The sequence below is a fragment of the Pseudomonas fjordensis genome (genome assembly GCF_976987115.1).
Genome location: NZ_OZ336860.1, coordinates 3,383,446 through 3,401,369 on the forward strand (window position 1 = coordinate 3,383,446; position 17,924 = coordinate 3,401,369).

Sequence of the window (17,924 nt, forward strand, 5' to 3'; positions counted from 1 at the left end):
ATGTCACAGAGCGCCACTGCCGCACTGGCCAGCGATGACGATAAAAACGCCATCTACAAGCGCGTTACCCTGCGCCTGATCCCCTTCATCTTTATCTGCTACCTGTTCAATTACCTCGACCGGGTAAACGTTGGCTTTGCCAAGTTGCAGATGCTCGATGCGTTGAAATTCAGTGAAACCGTGTACGGCCTGGGGGCCGGGATTTTCTTTATCGGCTACGTGCTGTGCGGCGTGCCGAGTAACCTGGCGCTGACCCGGTTCGGCCCGCGGCGCTGGATCGCGTTGATGATGATCGTGTGGGGCACGCTCTCCACATGCCTGCTGTTTGTGACCACGCCCACGCATTTCTACACCTTGCGGCTGTTTACGGGTGCCGCTGAAGCCGGCTTCTTTCCAGGGGTGGTGTTGTACCTTTCGCAGTGGTTTCCGACCTTTCGCCGCGGTCGGATCATGGCGCTGTTCATGTCCGCCATTCCGGTGTCCGGCTTGCTCGGCAGCCCGTTTTCCGGCTGGATTCTCAATCACTTCGCCGCAGGCCAAGGTGGCTTGGCGGGCTGGCAGTGGATGTTCCTGCTGCAAGGCATCCCGACTGTAATCCTCGGCGCCCTCGCCTATTTCTTGCTCAGTGACAACTTCGCCAACGCCAAGTGGCTCAAGCCCCATGAGCGTGCAGTGCTGGAAGCCGACCAGGCCACGGACCTGGCGAACAAACCCAAAGCCACCAGCGACTCCCTGGCCGAAGTGTTCAAGAACCCGGCGATCTGGGCGTTCGGCCTGATCTACTTCTGCATCCAGAGTGGCGTGTATGCGATCAACTTCTGGCTGCCGTCGATCATCAAGAACATGGGCTTCAGCGATAACCTGGTGATTGGCTGGCTCAGCGCTATTCCGTATCTGCTGGCAGCGGTGTTCATGCTGCTGGTGGGCCGCTCCGCCGACTTGCGCAAGGAGCGCCGCTGGCATTTGGTGGTACCGATGTTGATGGGCGCCCTCGGCCTGGTCATTGCAGTGAACTTCGCCACCACGCCGGCCATTGCCATTCTCGGCCTGACCATCGCCACCATGGGCGCACTGACCGGCCTGCCGATGTTCTGGCCAGTGCCCACCGCGATGCTCAGCGCGGGTGCGGCGGCGGGTGGCTTGGCGTTGATCAACTCCATGGGGCAGATGGCGGGATTTCTCAGCCCGTATATCGTGGGTTTTGTGAAGGATGCCACCGGGTCCACGGATGTGGCGTTGTACCTGCTGGCGGCGGTGATTGTGGGTGGGAGTGTGCTGGCGTTGCGGATGACGCGTACGCTCAGGGCCTGACGCCTTCAAAGTGGGAGGGAGCTTCTCCCTCCCACTTTGGTCATGTATTTACAACAGCCCGCCGCCGTCGATATCAACCACTGCCCCGGTCATAAAGCCATTTTCCATGGCCAGCACATACCCCGCCGCCACTTCTTGCGCCTGCCCCACCCGCCCAACCGGCAACCCCTGGCCCGCCTTGGCAAACATCGCCAAACGCTGCTCTTCGCCAAGCCCTGCGTAGGCCGGTGTGTCTATCACCCCCGGGCTGATCACATTGACTCGACGCGGCGCCAGTTCTTTCGCCAGTTGCTTGCCCAATGCCTCGGTCGCGGCGTTAATGCCCGTCTTGATGAACTGCCCTGCCGCCAACTTTCGCCCCAGTTGGCCCGAGGTCAGGGTGATGCTGCCCTGTTCATGCATAAAGGGCAGCGCGTGTTGAATGGCGCGTAGTGCGCCCCAGAGCTTCACATTGAAGTTGTCCTGGGCTTCATCCAGGTCGGTTTCAATCAAAGCCTTGGCCCGTACTGAAGGCCCCGAGGTGTAGATCAGATGGTCAAACCGCCCCACGGTTTCGAACAGTTGCTTTAAAGAGGCGCTGTCGGTGACGTCCACCGGCTCGCTGTGCAGGCCGTTGTCGGAACTTGACGCCAAGCGGCGCCCAGCCACGACCACCTTCGCGCCGCGCGCCAAGGCTGCCTGGGCCACTGCCGCGCCGATACCGCTGCTGCCGCCGATAACGATGATGGTTTTGCCGCTCAGAGAAGAGGTCATGAGAAAACTACCCGGGTCAGAAAGTGAGCGTTCATCTTCCCAGCTTGGTAATCGATGAAAAATCCGGGTAAAACGACAAGATCTTTAAAGGATTTTTATCAATGAGCTCGATTCTTGACCTTGAAGTCTTCGTGCGCAGCGCCGACACCGGCAGCCTGACGGCCGCCGCCCGTGGCCTGGGCCTCACGCCAGCAGCGGCGAGTATTGCGCTCAAGCGCCTTGAGACCCGCCTCGGCATCCGCCTGCTCGCTCGCTCCACGCGCAGCATGCGCCTGACTGAAGAAGGCCGGCGTTACCTGGACAGCGTGCGGGTGGCGCTGGAGGCGTTGTCGGAAGGCGAGCACGCCATCAAGCAACAAGGCCAGAGCCTCAGCGGTTTATTGCAGTTGGCCGCGCCCTCGGACTTTGGCCGCAATGTGCTGCTGGGTTGGCTGGACGAGTTCAAGTTGGAGCACCCTGATATCCGCTTGCAACTGTTGCTCAACGACAGCAATGCCGACTTGTTTCGCGACACCGTCGACATTGCCTTGCGCTTTGGCGTGCCGAGGGACTCCAGCCTCGTGGCCCTGCCGGTGGTACCCGATCACCATCGCATTGCCTGCGCCAGCCCTGAGTACCTGGCGCACCACGGCACACCGCTTGAGCCCGAAGACTTGGCCCACCACAGCACGCTGCGCTATATGCGCCGGGGCCAGGCCAATAGCACCTGGTATTTCCGCCAGGGGGCGTTGCTTCACGAAGTCGAGGTGAGCGGTGACTACCTCAGCGATGACGGCGAGATTGTCCGCCGCTGGGCGTTGGCGGGGCATGGCATTGCCTATAAGGCCAACCTGGATGTGGCCCGTGATATCCAGGCTGGGCGGTTGGTACCCCTGCTACCCGACTGGCAAGGCGAACCCGCTCCGTTCAACCTGATGTGCCCGCACCGCCTGCAAGTGTCGGAACGCGTGAAAGTGCTGCACCGTTTTTTACAGGCGCGCTGCCTGACTTTGCTACGCACATGAAGAAATGCGCCCAGGGCTTGTTCCAGAGCGCTCGGGTCTGGTATTGCATCACTTACATTTTGCCTGCCATGAGGAGCTTTGCATGATTTACCGCACATTGGGCCACTCCGGGTTGAAGGTCAGCGCTCTGACCCTCGGCACCATGATGTTTGGCGAACAGACCAGCACCGAAGATTCGCTGCGCATCATCGACAAGGCCTGGGACCAGGGCATCAATTTCATCGACACCGCTGATGTGTACACAGGCGGGCGCTCCGAGGAAATCGTCGGTGAGGCGATTGCACGCAACCGCCACGATTGGGTGGTGGCCTCCAAGGTCGGCTTCGGCCCTGCCGATGGCGTGCCCAACCGCAGCGGTTTGAGCCGCAAGCGTATGTTCACAGCCCTGGACGCCAGCCTGGCACGCCTGGACACCGACTACCTGGACATCTACTACCTGCACCGTGAAGACCACGACACGCCGTTGGAGGTGACCGTGTCCGCCATCGGTGACCTGATCCGCCAGGGCAAGGTCCGCTACTGGGGCCTGTCCAATTACCGGGGGTGGCGCATCGCCGAAGTGATCCGCGTGGCTGAACGTCTGGGGGTTGATAAACCCATCATCAGCCAACCGCTGTACAACATCGTCAATCGCCAGGCCGAGGTGGAACAGATCACCGCTGCAGCGGCTTATGGGCTGGGCGTGGTGCCTTACAGCCCGCTGGCCCGAGGGGTGCTCAGCGGCAAGTACGCACCGGACGTCACGCCTGAACCCGGCAGCCGTGCCGCGCGCCAGGACAAGCGCATCCTGGAAACCGAGTGGCGGGTTGAATCACTGCGCATTGCCCAGCAGATCCAGCAATACACCCAAGGGCGTGGCGTAGGGATTGTCGAGTTCGCAATCGCCTGGGTGCTGAACAATGCGGCGGTGAGCTCAGCGATCGTCGGGCCACGGACCGAGGCGCAGTGGGACGCCTACACCGGCGCGCTGGCGGTGAAGATCAGCGCCGAAGACGAGGCGTTCATTGATTCGTTGGTTACGCCGGGGCATTCGTCGTCGCCGGGGTTCAACGATGTCGGGCATTTTGTATCCGGTCGGTTGGCGCGCCTGTAGACTGCCGACGGAATAATCGGCTTTCGTGAGGACAGCGTGTCTAAAGGTGTGGTGTTATCGGTCTTGGCCTCGGTGTTGTTTGCGGTGATGTATTACTTCACATCGCTGCTTACTCCCCTGAGTGGCCTGGAAATTTTCGGCTGGCGCATGTTGCTGACCGTGCCCTGCATGACGGTGTTCATGATTGTCAGCGGTGAGTGGCGCAGGGTGTGGGAACTGCTGCGCAGGCTGGCGGCTAAGCCACGGCTGATTGGCGGCGTGCTGGTGTCTTCTGCCCTGCTCGGCGTGCAGTTGTGGCTGTTCATGTGGGCGCCGCTCAATGGGCGCAGCCTGGACGTGTCGGTGGGGTATTTCCTGCTGCCGTTGACCATGGTGCTCACCGGGCGCCTGGTCTACGGCGAGCGTCTGTCACGGCTGCAACAGATCGCCGTGGTGTTGGCCGCGCTGGGCGTGTTGAACGAGTTGTACCAGGCCGGTGGTTTTTCCTGGGCCACACTGGTGGTGATCATCGGCTACCCGGTGTACTTCGTGGTGCGTAAGTACCTGAGCACCGACCATCTGGGTGGGCTGTGGCTGGATATGGCGTTGATGCTGCCGGTGGCCTGGTGGTTTGTACAAAGCGGTGAACAAGGCTTTGCCGTGCTGGATGGGCACCCAAAGCTCTATGGATTGATTCCCATGCTGGGCCTTATCAGCGCCTCGGCGCTGGTGAGCTATATCATTGCCAGTCGCTTGCTGGCGTTCAGCCTGTTCGGGCTGCTGAGCTACGTGGAGCCGGTGCTGTTGCTGGCGGTGGCGTTGCTATTGGGTGAAGGCATCCAGGGTGGGCAATGGCTGACCTATATCCCGATCTGGCTGGCGGTGATGGTGCTGGTGTATGAAGGGTTCAAGCACTTGGTGCGTCAGCGCCGGGCTTGATGCGCGGCTTAGCGTGAATGTCGATTGCGGGGTTTCCCTACCCCTTTGTCGATTGAGTCAGACCCTGACTTCGGTCGTCGGCACTTCAGGTGTGCCGACGACTCGTTCAATGACGTTGGCTGTATTTTCCAACCTGTCTCGCCACGTACCGTAATAGGGAATATTGCTTTGGATTTGGCTGCCTGCGCTTTCCAGCTGGGCGTCCATCTCGGCCTGATCGACTCCAAACAGCTTGCCGATACGATTGTCGTGGTTCAACTCAAGCAACGTTCCTTTAACCGGGTCTTTCACGATGGTTTCGATGGAGTGGGCCACATCGTCAGGAACACCCAGCGCTTTCAGCGCGGTGGCAAGGCCATGCCCAGGGCTTCTGAGTTGCTTCAGGAATTCGTCGTAAAGACCGTTTAGATTATTGGCACCCACATTGTCCAGGGCGGCACTGGCTATTTTTTTGCGGAACTCATTGAAGGTCATGGGTTCAAGCGGTTTATTTTCGGTCAACCCGTTTTGAACGAAATAATGTCTGCGCGCCTTGACGTCCTTTTTTTGGCCTGCGCCTTGCAAATTTCCATAAGCGTCGTAGCTATAGACGATGGCTTCCCCATCTGGCCGGTACCCGACATAAAACGCCTTGCCATCTGGTGCAAGTTTATAGAGCTGCGTTCGCACCAGACCGTCGACCGGAGCGGGTGGCACCGAAGCATCTTTGTTCAACCGTTCGAAAATATCACCCTTCTCATCGCCAAAACTGCCCACGACTGCATTGATGTCGCCATCAGCGAACTCGCCAAACTTCTTGTTAACCCGGTCCTCCTGCTTCGGCGCTTTATCACTGGCAAAATGCTGGGTAAATCGCTTGCGCTCGGTCGGGTCGTTGGCCACACCCTTGAGCCAGGCAGTCATCTCCTCTGCATTTTTGAACTCATGAAACGATGTCACGTCATCTTCGGGCATATACAGGACGAGATTAGGCCCCTCTTCTGTACGCGACACGCGCTTGATCACCATCATGTCGTTGGACTGAACGCCATCAACGGCAAATGTCGAAACCTGCACCTTTGGACTTCCCGGTTTGTTGGGTGACACAGCTGCCTTCGTCAGTTGATACCCTTCGGCGCTGAGTGTGCCGCCCAAGTACTCGGTTTCACCGTCATCGAGAAACTGTTTACGCGCCTGATCGACCGGGTCTGCATGACCGGTTGAAGGAACATTTCGCACAGGCCCAGCCTGCTCCGTTGATATAGAGGGGCCGATCGGGCGTTGAGGGGTAGGAGCATTCACATTCATAAGAGGGCCTCTTCATAGTGGAAACGCAGGTTTTTCTGCGTCCTGCCCTCTGAGTGATCTCTCAAGAAACATCTGTTCCCAATAAACCGCAGGCTATTTGCAACACGATGGATCAGGCACAAAAAAACCCGGTAAAAACCGTAATGTTTGTAGGAGCGAGCTTGCTCGCGAAAAACGTCAACGATAACGCGGGCATCCTGAATGAACGCGGCGCCTGTGAGTTTTTCGCGAGCAAGCTCGCTCCTACAAAAACGGTAAAAACCGGGCTTTTTTGCTTTAGCCAGTCATCAATCGGCGGTCAGTACACCACGACGCACCTGGTCGCGCTCGATCGACTCGAACAACGCCTTGAAGTTGCCCTCGCCAAACCCATCGTCGCCTTTGCGCTGGATGAATTCGAAGAACACTGGGCCCATCAGGGTTTCCGAGAAGATCTGCAGCAGTAGACGCTTGTCACCGGCAACCGACGAGCCATCCAGCAGGATGCCACGCGATTGCAACTGGTCCACCGGCTCACCGTGGTTCGGCAGGCGGCCTTCAAGCATTTCGTAGTAAGTATCAGGCGGCGCGGTCATGAAGCGCATGCCGATCTTCTTCAGCGCGTCCCAGGTCTGGACCAGATCGTCGGTGAGGAACGCGACGTGCTGGATGCCCTCGCCGTTGAACTGCATCAGGAACTCTTCGATCTGCCCGGCGCCCTTGGACGATTCTTCGTTCAACGGGATACGGATCTTGCCGTCCGGCGCACTCATGGCCTTGGAGGTCAGGCCGGTGTACTCGCCTTTGATGTCGAAATAACGCGCTTCGCGGAAGTTGAACAGCTTCTCGTAGAAGTTGGCCCAATAGATCATGCGCCCGCGATAGACGTTGTGGGTCAGGTGGTCGATGACCTTCAGGCCAGCGCCTACCGGGTTGCGATCAACGCCTTCGAGGTACACGAAGTCAATGTCGTAGATCGAGTTGCCTTCGCCGAAACGGTCGATCAGGTACAACGGCGAACCGCCAATGCCTTTGATTGCCGGCAGGTTCAATTCCATCGGGCCGGTGTCGATGTGGATCGGCTGGGCACCCAGCTCCAGGGCACGCTTGTAGGCCTGTTGCGAGTCCTTGACGCGAAACGCCATGCCGCACACCGACGGGCCGTGCTCGGCCGCAAAGTAGGAAGCGAGGCTGTCGGGTTCGTTGTTGAGGATCAGGTTGATCTCGCCCTGGCGATACAGGTGCACGTTCTTGGAGCGGTGGGTGGCCACTTTGGTAAAGCCCATGATCTCGAAGATCGGCTCCAGGGTGCCAGGGGTGGGCGAGGCGAATTCGATGAATTCAAAGCCCATCAGGCCCATTGGGTTTGCGAGTTGGTCGGTCATGTTCGGTGCCTCATCATTCTTGTAGGTAGCAATTGATTAGTTGCGAGCAAGGATGAGGCTGGAGGGTGGCGCACAAGAGAGGCCCCGCACGCTGCGGGCGAGGAAGTCACCAAAGATGAGGGGGGAGCCAAGTAGCTTCATGGTGTCATCAGTCTCTGACGGCCGAGGCTTGCGTGAGCGCAAGTCCATATTCTTGTATGCGTAAACTGATTCTACACAGCGTAACCAGGTTTGTCCGTACTCTTATCAAATCCCCATTGCCCTGCCCCGCGCAAGGGGTTTGTTGCACAGGTAGATGCCCAGCAGGATGACCGCGCCGCCGAGCAACATCGGCATTGTCAGCGGTTCGTCCAGCAGCACCGTACCGCAAATGACTGTCGTCAACGGGTTAAGCGCGATGAACACCCCGGAGCGTGTGGCGCCTATGCGACGAATGCCATCGATAGCCGATATCCACGATGCGAAGCGAGTCGCTCTTGATCTTGATCTGCTTTTGATCTCAGGCGCCCCGTTAAACCACGCTGGCCGGAATTCGACAGGGATTTGGGGGGTAAACCGGCAGGGATGCCGGTTTAGCCGCCCCGCGCCATGGATGGCGCGTGGCGGCGGCCCCCCAAATCACTGGCGGATTACGGGCACACCGAGCCTAAGCGAGGTGCCGAGTGGTGGGGCAAGAGCGTTTTGCTTACTTTTGCGCTGTTCAAAAGTGAGCCGCCGTCAGGGCGGAACCCTAAGTGGCCGTTACCGCAGCAATGGATATGCACACAATCCGTTGACTGTGAGGCCGTCTTCGCAGGCAAGCCAGCTCCCACATTTGGACTGCGGTGCGTCAGGTAGATAAGCATCGGCTATCAGGCCGTCGCGGGAGCAAGCTCCCTCTCCACAGGTTCAGCGTCATACCAAAGTTGTGTAGATACTTATGCGCCGATGAGGCCATGACCTTGCAAGCACTCTGCGATGAACCCTTTATCCTGACTGAAGCCGGCTCGTCGGAGCTGGTGTTGCTCAGCACGTTGGAAGCGGTCAGCCGGGGCGATGGTCTGAGTGTGGTTGCGCAGGCTTCACTGCCGGAACATGCCGACTCGCGTTATGTGGCGTTGCCATTGGCGCCGCGGGTACCGCGTCAGATCGGGCTGGCGGTGCTGGATCGGCGTCAGTCTTCCCCGGCTGCCCTGGCATTTATCGCGCTGGCACAAGAGCTGTACCCCTCGCCTACTTAGTTACCGGCCTATGCGCTGCGTCCTCTCCTGCGTCGCGCCATAGTCATCCAATGTGGTGAAACGCAGCGTCGGCGTTCCTCGCCACGGTACAACCCAACCCGGCATGATCAACTCGGCCGTTGAGCGCGGAGCCAGCATCGGTGGGTTTTCATGGCGGTATTCGACGCCCTCAAGATTGAGCGCCACGCTGGACAAGGTCATATGAAAGGCACTCCGGTTGCGCACCCGCAGCACCGCGCGGTCGTCTGCCAGTTGCCATTGCAGCGCCGCCACGGCATCTTCCACCCTGCCTGGCAACGCGTTGGGGCGCAGGAACAGTTTGATGCGCGTGCGAAACGCCAATTGCAGTTGATGGCTCGCCGCGTCAGTGGGCCGGATCCCCAGCACATTCAGCCAATACACCACTTCCTGAGGATCGGCCGTGGCAGTCTGCGGAACCGGATGATAGATCACCCGCAATGCGTGCGATTTGCCCGCTTCCATTCTCAGGATCGGTGGCGTGACGGTAAACGGCACGTCACTGCGTTCCGGCGTAGCCTGGGGGTCGCCTTCATCGATCCAGACTTGCACCAGCCTCGGGCTGTCCGCCTCGTTACGCAGGTTGAGGGTTACCCCCCGTGCCGCGGCCGGGTAAATGAGCCGGGTGCGATCAATGACGATTTCGGCCTGCGCTTTCGCCATAGATGCCGCCAGTGCCAGCCCGAACACACAGTTCAATAAGGCTCGGATTATCACGCCGACTACCGATAGGCCAAAGTGAAGGTCGCCAACCCGTTGGCCGTGCCCGGGCGGACGGCGGCGCCGGTTTGTATGTAGCGCGCGGTCAAGGGAATCTGGAAGGTGCCGTTGCCGGTGCTACCTGCCAACCATTGATTCGGCGTGCCAATAGCGGCGGCGCCGGTTTGTATGTAGCGCGCGGTCAAGGGAATCTGGAAGGTGCCGTTGCCGGTGCTACCTGCCAACCATTGATTCGGCGTGCCAATAGCGGCGGCGTCGGGGCCGTAGCTGATCAGGCGATTGCCAAACAGCAGTTGCAGCGCCACGCCCTTGGCGGTGGAACTGGCGGTCAATGTCAGTTGGTCACTGCGATTGGCCGGTTGGGTCTGGTCGGTCAAGGTCAACAGCACATCGCTGTCAGCGCCCCCGCCACCAGCGCATTGCAAGGTGATGGTGCGGGTGGCATTGCCGGCCACGCTGCCAATGCCCTTGAACGCCCTGCTCTCCACCGCCCCCAGCGGGATTGCCACGGAGGGCGTGGAGACCGTGCAGGTGGGCTTGCTCGGCGGGCCTACTTCGATGCTGCCGAAGTTGAACGCGTGGTGTGTCTCGCTGGTGTACAGGTACAAGCCCGCGAAGGTCTGCGGCGCAATGGTGCCGCCCTGGATCGGGCCGGTTACTACCAAGAACAAGCGTCCGCGCAAGCCCCACGTAGGCAAACCGGGATGGATCGGGCCACGCAACACTGTGACTCCGGTAGTCACGGTTTGCATCGGCCCGACGTCACGGTCCTGCGCCATAAACGCAAACCCGACACCTTGCACGCCGGTCAGATGAACCGGCATGACGACCCCTGAGTGGAAGAAATTACGTCCCGTCCAGGGAATCTCCCGAGCAATCCGCGTGGACGACCAATAGCGAACAATCAGGTTGGGCGGATAGGTGCACCTCAATCCGTGCGCTACCTCGACGGGGTAGCCATCCGGGTTGCCCAGGGCTTGGCCGACCACAGGGTTGGCGGGCACCGTAATGCGCGGCACCGACAGCACCGTCGGCGGCGCGGGCGTACACGTCGCCTTGGCCTGGACATGGGGCGCGCTGGCGAGGGCGATGCAGGTCACCATGACAAGCCCTGCCAGACGTTGCGTACAGATGCTGATCATCGGCTGCTGACCTCTTCGTTGGCGGTGTTGGGGTGGCACCGGCTGACCAGTTGGTCGGCATTTTCCTGGCGGTGCCCCGGTGGCCGCGGTGGCAGACGGTATGGGATATAGCAGCGGTCACTTGCCGCCTCGGTCCAACGCACGGTCAGCGTGCCCTGATCGGCCACGCCGCGCACAAACGCCTTGCCGGCTTGCCCAATCACCCCGACTTCCCTGCCCTGCTCGTCGAACACCTGAGCGGCAAAAGGCAGCGGCTGACCGTTGCGATGGGTCGCCTTGATCACCACCGCACGGCCACTGACGGTCTCGAACTTGACCAGCGACACTGCGCCCCCTGTCGGTACCACCGAGCGATTCGATTCCTTGAGCTCCACATCCATGGCCATGCCTTCGGGGTCGATATCCACGTCATTGGGATGGTAGGCCCGCAAGCTCGGCAACACGCCATAGCCGTGTGAGTCGATGCGTACCCCCCCACCGATCTGCGCGCCCTGGGCATCCGGTGCATACACCAGTGCCGACGCTTCACCGAGGCTTTGCGAGAGGGTCACGCCACCGCCATGGGCAATCAGCCCGCCGTCGGCGCTCATGGACACTTGTGCGTTGTTGCCACTCTGGCCGTAACCGGCGCGCAGGTTGGCCGTGCTGCTGCGATATCCGGCGTAGGCATTGAAGCTGGAACCGGCCTGGCTCCCCGTGCCCTGGCTGCCGGCCAGGCCGTAGTGCCCCTCTGACGCCTCGCCGAGCAAGCCATTGATACCCACTTGCTGTTGACTGCCCTTTGACTCGCCGGTGTCGCGCGACAACGCGCTGCTCAGGGTCGGCGCCGATGTGCCCTGGCCCAGCGGCATCGACAGGGTCAGCGCCAGACGATTATCGACGCGACCGGGTTGCAACGCGCGGCCGAAAAAGATCGCGTCACTGTGGTCACGATCGCTGGGTGGGTCGGCGTCGCTGACCCTTGAGCGCTGCGCCGAAATGTTCCAGTTGAGCCGCTTCCAGCGTGATCCATAGCTGAGGGTGAAGGATGTCTGGCGACCTTGCCGGCTCGCCCAGTAGTCAACCGAACTGCCGTACAGGCTCAAGGTGCCTTCGCCCAGTTGCTGGCTGATCGTCAGATCGAGACGGCTTTTCTGTCGGGCATAGCCCTCGATGTTCCCCTGCTGACGCGCCAGTTCCTGCACATTCAAAGCATCCGGCAGGCTCAGATAGCCGACCGTGGAGAAGCGGTAGGCGCCTAGCGCAAAATGGGTTCCGGAAAACGGCAGGTTCTTGTTGTAGGCCAGGCCCCAACTGTGTCCGCCAACCACCCCGTTGCCCTCAATGCGGGTGCGCGAGTGCGTGGTGTCCAGGGCAAATGCGCCGATGGGCGTACTCATCGCCAACCCGGCCTTGCCCTGAAAGTAACCTTTGGAAAGCGTGCTGCCGCCATAAAGGCTCAGGCCATCGGTAAGGCCATGCTGCAAGGTGCCCTGAAATAACAGGGGGCTGTCACCGCTGACTCCGCGTTGCTGCACCTGGCCCAAGGTCGTGCTGTAGTGGGTGGCGCCCTGACGCAATAACTGTGGGGCCACTGAATACGGCACGACAAAGGTGGTGCGGCGCCCGTCCACCTCGGTGACGCTGACATTCAGGTCGCCGCCGTAGCCCGTGGGGTAAAGATCGTCGATGACAAAGGGCCCTGGGGCAACCTGGGTTTCGTAGATCGTGTAGCCGTTCTGGCGCACCGTTACCGAGGCGTTGCTGTCGGCGATGCCGCGTATCTGCGGTGCATAGCCTTGTTGCGACGGCGCCAGCATGCGGTCATCGGTCGACAGGGTGATGCCCCGCACTCGCACGCCGTCGAGGACCTGGCCGTTACTGAAGCTGTCGCCAAGGGTCAGTTGCGAACGCCAGGCCGACAAGGGCCGTTGCAGGTACGTGGCGGTGTGTTGATAAGGCAACAGACCGCCTCGGGAGGTCCAGGCCTGGCCGCCTTGGTGGCGCAGGCGCCAGTCGCCGAGGTTGACGCCGCCGTTGAGGCCCAGGTAACCCCGACCTTCCCCCGCCCCCGCAGTCACCGCTGCGGCGCTGAAGGTGTAATTGAGCAGCGCAACGTTAAGCCCCTTGTCCCAGCGGGCCGGGTCAACGTAACCGCGTGCGGCACGGCTGAGGTGAGCTTGGGGAATACTGACGTCGAGTGTAAGGGTCTCGATGTCGAGTTGGCTGCTGGCCAGGGGGATCCATTGGGTAAATTCACGGCACTGCGTGTCGGCGCTACGTTTGTCAGGTGGCAGCACGACTCCGAGTTGGGCAAGTTCCAGCGCGCTCACGCAAGGCTGGACATCATCCTGCCCCTTCCGGGAGACAAAGCTGATTTCACGGCGCCCCACGGATTGCCCATTGAGCATCACATCCACACGATAGACGCCAGGCGCCAGTGCATTGCCCGTATTGAAACGCGAAATATCCACCGCAGTGGACAAGCCGGTGGTAAACGCCTCGATATCAAACAACAGTGGCGCGGCCTCGGCCGGCAAGCATAAGGTCGTGAACACACCCAGCGACACCATCAGCCGCGAGTTGTACAACAGCCAGGCAAACACGGGATGCCCCGTAAATGGCAGGTAAACAGACATAATCAAAACTTCAGGGGCGCTCGCTGCGGCGCGGAGAATGCGCCGTAATCATTGATGTATTTGAAATGCACCTGGGCGTCGGCGGGGATCGTCGGCAGGCTGCCGCGTACAGGCAGTTCGAGGCTGGCACCTGGCGGCACCATGCCTTCTTGTACCGGTATCAGGTGGGCGTCAGGCCGAGGGCCCAGCGCCAGTGCCACCTCGTTGAAGGTCACGTGAAAGGCCGTAGGGTTGTGTACGCGCAGTACGGCTGCGCGCTCGGTGCGCCTCAGACTCCAGCGCAGTTGCGCGGGGGCCTGGTCTGCACTGCCAGGCAAATGAGGGGGGCGAAAAAACACTTTGGTGCGGATACGAAAAGCAAACTGCAGGTGGTTTCCTTCAGAGGGTTGCTCGTCGAGTTCGGCCGCGTTGACTTTAGGGGGGATTTCCAAGGCATTGAGCCAGAACAGTGATTCTCGATCTGACGGCAGCGGCTCCTGGGTGTAGACCAGCCGCACCCCCTGGCTTCTACCCGGATCCAGGCGAAACACCGGGGGCGAGAGGCTGAACGGCACGTCGCTATGGGCGGGATCTGGAGTGGCATCGCCTTGATCCAGCCACACCTGGACCAGGCGCGGTGCCCGTTTATCGTCGTTGGTCAGGCGCAGGGTGATTTCACGGCGCTGCTGGGGGTAGATATGCCGTGTGCCATCGATCACCACACCCGCGTGGGCCGTTGACGGTAAGCCGGCGAGGAGCGCAAAGGTGAGGCTCGCCAGTAATGTGCGAGAAAGCATGAGTCCATCCTTCAAGGCAGGGCCTGGCGCATTGCCAGGCACCATGGCCTTGATCAGGGGAATGTCACGGAATACAGCACTTGCGTGCTGATCGGGCCGGCGGTCGCTGCCCCCGTGGCGAAGTACTGAGCCGCAAATGGCAGCGTCACCGCGCCGCCGTCTGGCACTGTCGCGGTACTCGAACTCAGGCCCAGCCGCAGGTCCAGGGGCTGGTTGGTGACGCCATCCACAATCTGTACTTCCACGAACTTTGCCGGTTCGGGCGTGGCTGGCGCCTGATTGACCAGGTTACCGGTCGCCGGGTTGATCGCCGGGCTGCTGCTCTCGAATAACACCGCGACCACCGTGTCCTTCGGGCAACTGCCCACTTGGATAAAAAATGGCTTTACCCCTGCCGTCTGCCCGGCTGCCTTGAGTGCGCTGGCCTGGACCTTGTGCAGCGCAATGGCAAAGTCCGGCCCGGCGCCAGGTGCAGCGCCTGCCCCGCCACTGATGCTGCAGGTGGTGCCAGTGATCTCACCGGTCAGGGTGATAGTGCCGTCCGCCGCGAACGCCGGTAGAGCGACAACGCTGTTAGCCATCAACCAGGCAACGGCCAGTGCGATTTTTTTCATTGCTGCAAATTCCTGTGGAGTCGTTAAAAGGCTGCAAGGCGGCTGCCGACATTCGAAAGGCACGCGCCGACCGTCCCGCCAAAATTGGGCTAGCACGGCACTGAGAGAGGCTGGAGGGATACGGTCCTGAGTCTCTTACTTCTTGCAACGATGTTTATGTTGCCTAGATGAAATCCCCGCCACAACTGACCGAACGGCTAGGTCAACCCGCTCAAAACAACTGAGCAGGCCTGCGTATTGCCATCTATCATCGGCATATCTCACTCTTTTTCTCGCGACTGACCGCCCCTATGCCCCTGACCGTCAAAGGCCCACGAAGCCGAGCCGCACGCTATTTCATCAGTGCAACCAGCGGCGTGTTGCCCATCTTGCTGGGGGTTGTGATTCTGTATTGGCAAGCCGAGCGCACCCTTGAACAAAGCACGGCGCAAACCGCTCAAGAAGCGGTGCGCCAGTTCGACTTGATGCTCGACAACACCGCCATCGCTGCCCAGGCGTTGCTGCCACTGGCCGGTAAGCCGTGTGACAGCGCCACCAAGTTGGCGCTACGTGAACAAGTCACGCGTCGGCCGTTTGTGCGGGCCACCACGCTGTCCTGGCAGAAAAATATCTATTGCAGCTCGTTGTTTGGCGGTCGCTACCAATCGCCCGTCAACCCCGACGACTACGTGGATGGGCGCCTGTGGTTGATGAAAGGCAACCCCGTCACACCCGATACCGCCCTGCTGGTGTACCGCCTGGTCCAAGGCGATCAAGGTGCGTTTGCCTCGGTTGACGGTTACCACCTCACCAACGCCTTGCGCTTGATCAGCCGTTACGCGTATTTGGTATTGCACGTCGGCCCGAACTGGCTGGGTGCCGACGGCAAAGTGCATCAAGGCGCGTTGCCGACATTTGCCGTGGCGCCACAGCGCCTGGCTTCCGAGCGCTATCAATACAGTGTCGAGGCCGGGATGCCCGAGGGTGAAGTCTGGCGCTATATGCAGGCGCGGTATCCGGCCCTGTTCAGCCTGGTGGTGTTCTTCGGGATATTGGCGGGGCTGCTCGCTCACTGGCTGCAAAAACGTTCGTCCGCGCCGACCCATGAGTTACAACGCGCCTTGGGGGCCAATGAGTTCATCCCGTATTTCCAACCGGTGGTACGCGGTGACACACGCCAATGGGCCGGGTGTGAGGTGCTGATGCGTTGGAAGCATCCCAAAGAAGGCCTGGTGCGCCCGGACCTGTTTATTCCCCTGGCCGAAGACTCCGGCCTGATCGTGCCGATGACCCGTGCCCTGCTGCGCCAGACCGCCGCGCAACTGGCGCCTCATGCCGCGCGCTTCAGCCCAGGCTTTCATATCGGCGTGAATATCACTGCGCGCCATTGCCAGGACATGGCGCTGGTGCAGGACTGCCGGGAATTCCTCGCCGCGTTCCCACCCGGCCAGGTCACCCTGGTGCTGGAGTTGACCGAGCGGGAGTTGATCGAACCCACCGAGACCACCCGCCGCCTGTTCGAGGCGCTGCATCAAATGGGGGTCATGATCGCCATTGATGATTTTGGCACCGGCCACTCCAGCTTGGGCTATTTGCGCAATTTCAATGTCGACTACTTGAAGATCGATCAAAGCTTTGTCGCCATGATCGGTGCGGATGCGCTGTCTCGGCATATTCTGGACAGCATCATAGAGTTGTCGGTCAAGCTGGATCTAGGCATTGTTGCCGAAGGCGTAGAAACAGCCCAACAGTGTGAATACCTCGTTGCCCAAGGCGTGGATTTCCTACAGGGTTACCTGTTTGGTCGACCATTACCCTGCGATGAATTCATTAAATCGTTGGGCATCGTGGAATAGCCTTGCGCGACCGGTGATGAAAGATTGGTCTTTCTTTAAAAGACATGATTTACTCGGGCTGAATTAACTACTACAATTTTTTCTGCCTGTGCAGAACTCGCAGAAGGGTCTTTTTCGTTGACGTGGCTTAACGTTCTTGGCTTATAGCTTTGTCTGCAGTTGATATCAGCAACTACATTATTGGAGTACAGATTTTGTCCAGACTCGCCGAATTTCGCGCAGCAGAAAAAGCCCTTCAAGAGCAGCTTGCACAGCTGGAATCCTTGAAGAACGACGCTGGCCTGAAGAAAGAAATCGAATTCGAAGAAAAGCTCAAGACGCTGATGGGCAAATACGACAAAAGCCTGCGTGATGTGATCGCTATCCTCGATCCAGCGCCACGCAAAGGCGGCGCACCGGCCGCTGCCGCGCCTAAACAGCGCCGCGCACGGGTGGTCAAGGTTTACCACAACCCGCACACCGGCGAGCTGATCGAGACCAAAGGTGGCAACCACCGCGGCCTCAAAGCCTGGAAAGAAGAGTACGGCGCTGCCACTGTAGACTCCTGGCTTCGCGGCTGAAACATGTACTAAAAAATAGCCCCGCCTACGCGGGGCTTTTTTTGCTCTAACGGTTCGGAATCGAACTTAACTCAGCGTTCATGTTGTTCAAATTCGCTCAATTTGAGCGCGTCAAAGTTTCAGACTGTTACGCACCAAACTGACTTCCTCCTTGCTCGCCTCGTACGCTTGCGCCTGCCCGGCGTATGAAAAAACATAGGCTTTGTCGACATCCAGCGCACCGACTAATGTTTGCGACAACAGGTGTCGACCATTCTCGGTAATCACGCAGGTAGTTTCCAACGCGTCAAGCCGACTCAATGTCGTGGAGTGCATTTTGCTGCACACGCTTTGATAACCGCCGCGGGCAAAGTCTTTCTGGATCGACTTGCGCATCTCCAGCAACACGCCAGCAAGATTAACTTTATGACCGGCCTCAATTGGCGTTCCGGTCAACTCCATGACCATCAACGTGGCGCCATTTTCATCGTTCTTGATCGCTCGCTGCCGGGACACTGCTTGGGGTTTGGCAGGGGGCTCGCCGTCAGGCACGACTTCTTCGACCTGCCAACCGCTGGGCCAATGGACCTCCGGTTCGGCGGCCAGCACAAACGGGCTGCCCAACAACACGCACACAGCACTCAACAGCGGCCTACGAAACTCGATCATTGCGAAAAACACCCAAGGTTCCAGCGGCAAAGTGTGCGGCCCG

General features: G+C 59.9%; 15 protein-coding genes and 2 pseudogenes. 7 read left to right on the plus strand and 10 right to left on the minus strand.

Going from position 1 to position 17,924, the window contains the following annotated elements:
• Complete coding sequence (locus ACWHXD_RS15045; RefSeq protein WP_138762765.1) at nucleotides 1-1,311, plus strand: MFS transporter; 1,311 nt, start codon at nucleotides 1-3, stop codon at nucleotides 1,309-1,311.
• Between the two features lie 48 nt (nucleotides 1,312-1,359).
• Here ACWHXD_RS15045 and ACWHXD_RS15050 read toward each other — a convergent pair whose 3' ends face one another.
• A complete protein-coding gene (locus ACWHXD_RS15050) occupies nucleotides 1,360-2,064 on the minus strand; it encodes an SDR family oxidoreductase (protein ID WP_138762766.1) in 705 nt (234 codons plus the stop codon).
• 101 nt (nucleotides 2,065-2,165) lie between these two features.
• Between ACWHXD_RS15050 and ACWHXD_RS15055 the strand changes: the two genes are divergently transcribed.
• From ACWHXD_RS15055 to rarD, 3 genes are all read left to right on the plus strand, one after another.
• Complete coding sequence (locus ACWHXD_RS15055) at nucleotides 2,166-3,068, plus strand: LysR family transcriptional regulator (protein ID WP_138762767.1); 903 nt, start codon at nucleotides 2,166-2,168, stop codon at nucleotides 3,066-3,068.
• An 82-nt stretch (nucleotides 3,069-3,150) separates the two neighbouring features.
• Nucleotides 3,151-4,161 (plus strand): aldo/keto reductase, encoded by a 1,011-nt coding sequence (locus ACWHXD_RS15060; RefSeq protein ID WP_044273895.1) that lies wholly within the window; start codon nucleotides 3,151-3,153, stop codon nucleotides 4,159-4,161.
• 36 nt (nucleotides 4,162-4,197) lie between these two features.
• Nucleotides 4,198-5,079 carry an EamA family transporter RarD gene (gene rarD, locus ACWHXD_RS15065; RefSeq protein WP_138762768.1) on the plus strand — a complete coding sequence of 294 codons (882 nt, stop codon included), beginning with the start codon at nucleotides 4,198-4,200 and terminating at the stop codon, nucleotides 5,077-5,079.
• A 57-nt stretch (nucleotides 5,080-5,136) separates the two neighbouring features.
• Here rarD and ACWHXD_RS15070 read toward each other — a convergent pair whose 3' ends face one another.
• The 3 genes and pseudogenes from ACWHXD_RS15070 to ACWHXD_RS15080 form a co-directional block, all read right to left on the minus strand.
• On the minus strand, nucleotides 5,137-6,366 hold the full coding sequence (locus ACWHXD_RS15070) for a dermonecrotic toxin domain-containing protein (protein ID WP_238344577.1): 1,230 nt from the start codon (nucleotides 6,364-6,366) through the stop codon (nucleotides 5,137-5,139).
• A 287-nt stretch (nucleotides 6,367-6,653) separates the two neighbouring features.
• Nucleotides 6,654-7,730 carry a 4-hydroxyphenylpyruvate dioxygenase gene (gene hppD / locus ACWHXD_RS15075; protein ID WP_032897233.1) on the minus strand — a complete coding sequence of 359 codons (1,077 nt, stop codon included), beginning with the start codon at nucleotides 7,728-7,730 and terminating at the stop codon, nucleotides 6,654-6,656.
• Nucleotides 7,731-7,976: 246 nt separating this feature from the next.
• Nucleotides 7,977-8,177, minus strand: a pseudogene (locus ACWHXD_RS15080) (EamA family transporter); the annotation flags it as partial.
• Between the two features lie 470 nt (nucleotides 8,178-8,647).
• On the opposite strand from ACWHXD_RS15080, the pseudogene ACWHXD_RS15085 reads away from it, so the two are divergent.
• Nucleotides 8,648-8,950, plus strand: a pseudogene (locus tag ACWHXD_RS15085) (LysR family transcriptional regulator substrate-binding protein); the annotation flags it as partial.
• Here ACWHXD_RS15085 and ACWHXD_RS15090 read toward each other — a convergent pair.
• From ACWHXD_RS15090 to ACWHXD_RS15110, 5 genes are read right to left on the minus strand one after another with little or no spacing between them, the layout of a single operon-like run.
• Nucleotides 8,951-9,631 (minus strand): fimbrial biogenesis chaperone, encoded by a 681-nt coding sequence (locus tag ACWHXD_RS15090; protein ID WP_138762770.1) that lies wholly within the window; start codon nucleotides 9,629-9,631, stop codon nucleotides 8,951-8,953.
• A gap of 59 nt (nucleotides 9,632-9,690) precedes the next feature.
• Nucleotides 9,691-10,830 carry a fimbrial protein gene (locus ACWHXD_RS15095; protein WP_138762771.1) on the minus strand — a complete coding sequence of 380 codons (1,140 nt, stop codon included), beginning with the start codon at nucleotides 10,828-10,830 and terminating at the stop codon, nucleotides 9,691-9,693.
• Entirely contained in the window at nucleotides 10,827-13,448 is a 2,622-nt protein-coding gene (locus ACWHXD_RS15100) for a fimbria/pilus outer membrane usher protein (protein ID WP_138762772.1), read from the minus strand. The genes ACWHXD_RS15095 and ACWHXD_RS15100 overlap by 4 nt, the downstream gene beginning before the upstream one ends.
• A gap of 2 nt (nucleotides 13,449-13,450) precedes the next feature.
• Complete coding sequence (locus ACWHXD_RS15105; protein WP_138762773.1) at nucleotides 13,451-14,224, minus strand: fimbrial biogenesis chaperone; 774 nt, start codon at nucleotides 14,222-14,224, stop codon at nucleotides 13,451-13,453.
• 53 nt (nucleotides 14,225-14,277) lie between these two features.
• A complete protein-coding gene (locus tag ACWHXD_RS15110; RefSeq protein WP_032897223.1) occupies nucleotides 14,278-14,838 on the minus strand; it encodes a fimbrial protein in 561 nt (186 codons plus the stop codon).
• A gap of 290 nt (nucleotides 14,839-15,128) precedes the next feature.
• Here ACWHXD_RS15110 and ACWHXD_RS15115 point away from each other — a divergent pair, with 290 nt between their 5' ends.
• The gene (locus ACWHXD_RS15115; protein ID WP_032897221.1) at nucleotides 15,129-16,673 is read left to right on the plus strand and encodes an EAL domain-containing protein; all 1,545 of its coding nucleotides are present in this window, start codon (nucleotides 15,129-15,131) and stop codon (nucleotides 16,671-16,673) included.
• Nucleotides 16,674-16,867: 194 nt separating this feature from the next.
• On the plus strand, nucleotides 16,868-17,233 hold the full coding sequence (locus ACWHXD_RS15120; protein ID WP_003191298.1) for a histone-like nucleoid-structuring protein, MvaT/MvaU family: 366 nt from the start codon (nucleotides 16,868-16,870) through the stop codon (nucleotides 17,231-17,233).
• 111 nt (nucleotides 17,234-17,344) lie between these two features.
• On the opposite strand, the gene ACWHXD_RS15125 is transcribed toward ACWHXD_RS15120, so the two are convergent.
• Nucleotides 17,345-17,881: a DUF4946 domain-containing protein gene (locus tag ACWHXD_RS15125; protein WP_032897918.1), complete on the minus strand. Its 537-nt coding sequence runs from the start codon at nucleotides 17,879-17,881 to the stop codon at nucleotides 17,345-17,347.
• Between the last annotated feature and the right edge of the window lie 43 nt (nucleotides 17,882-17,924).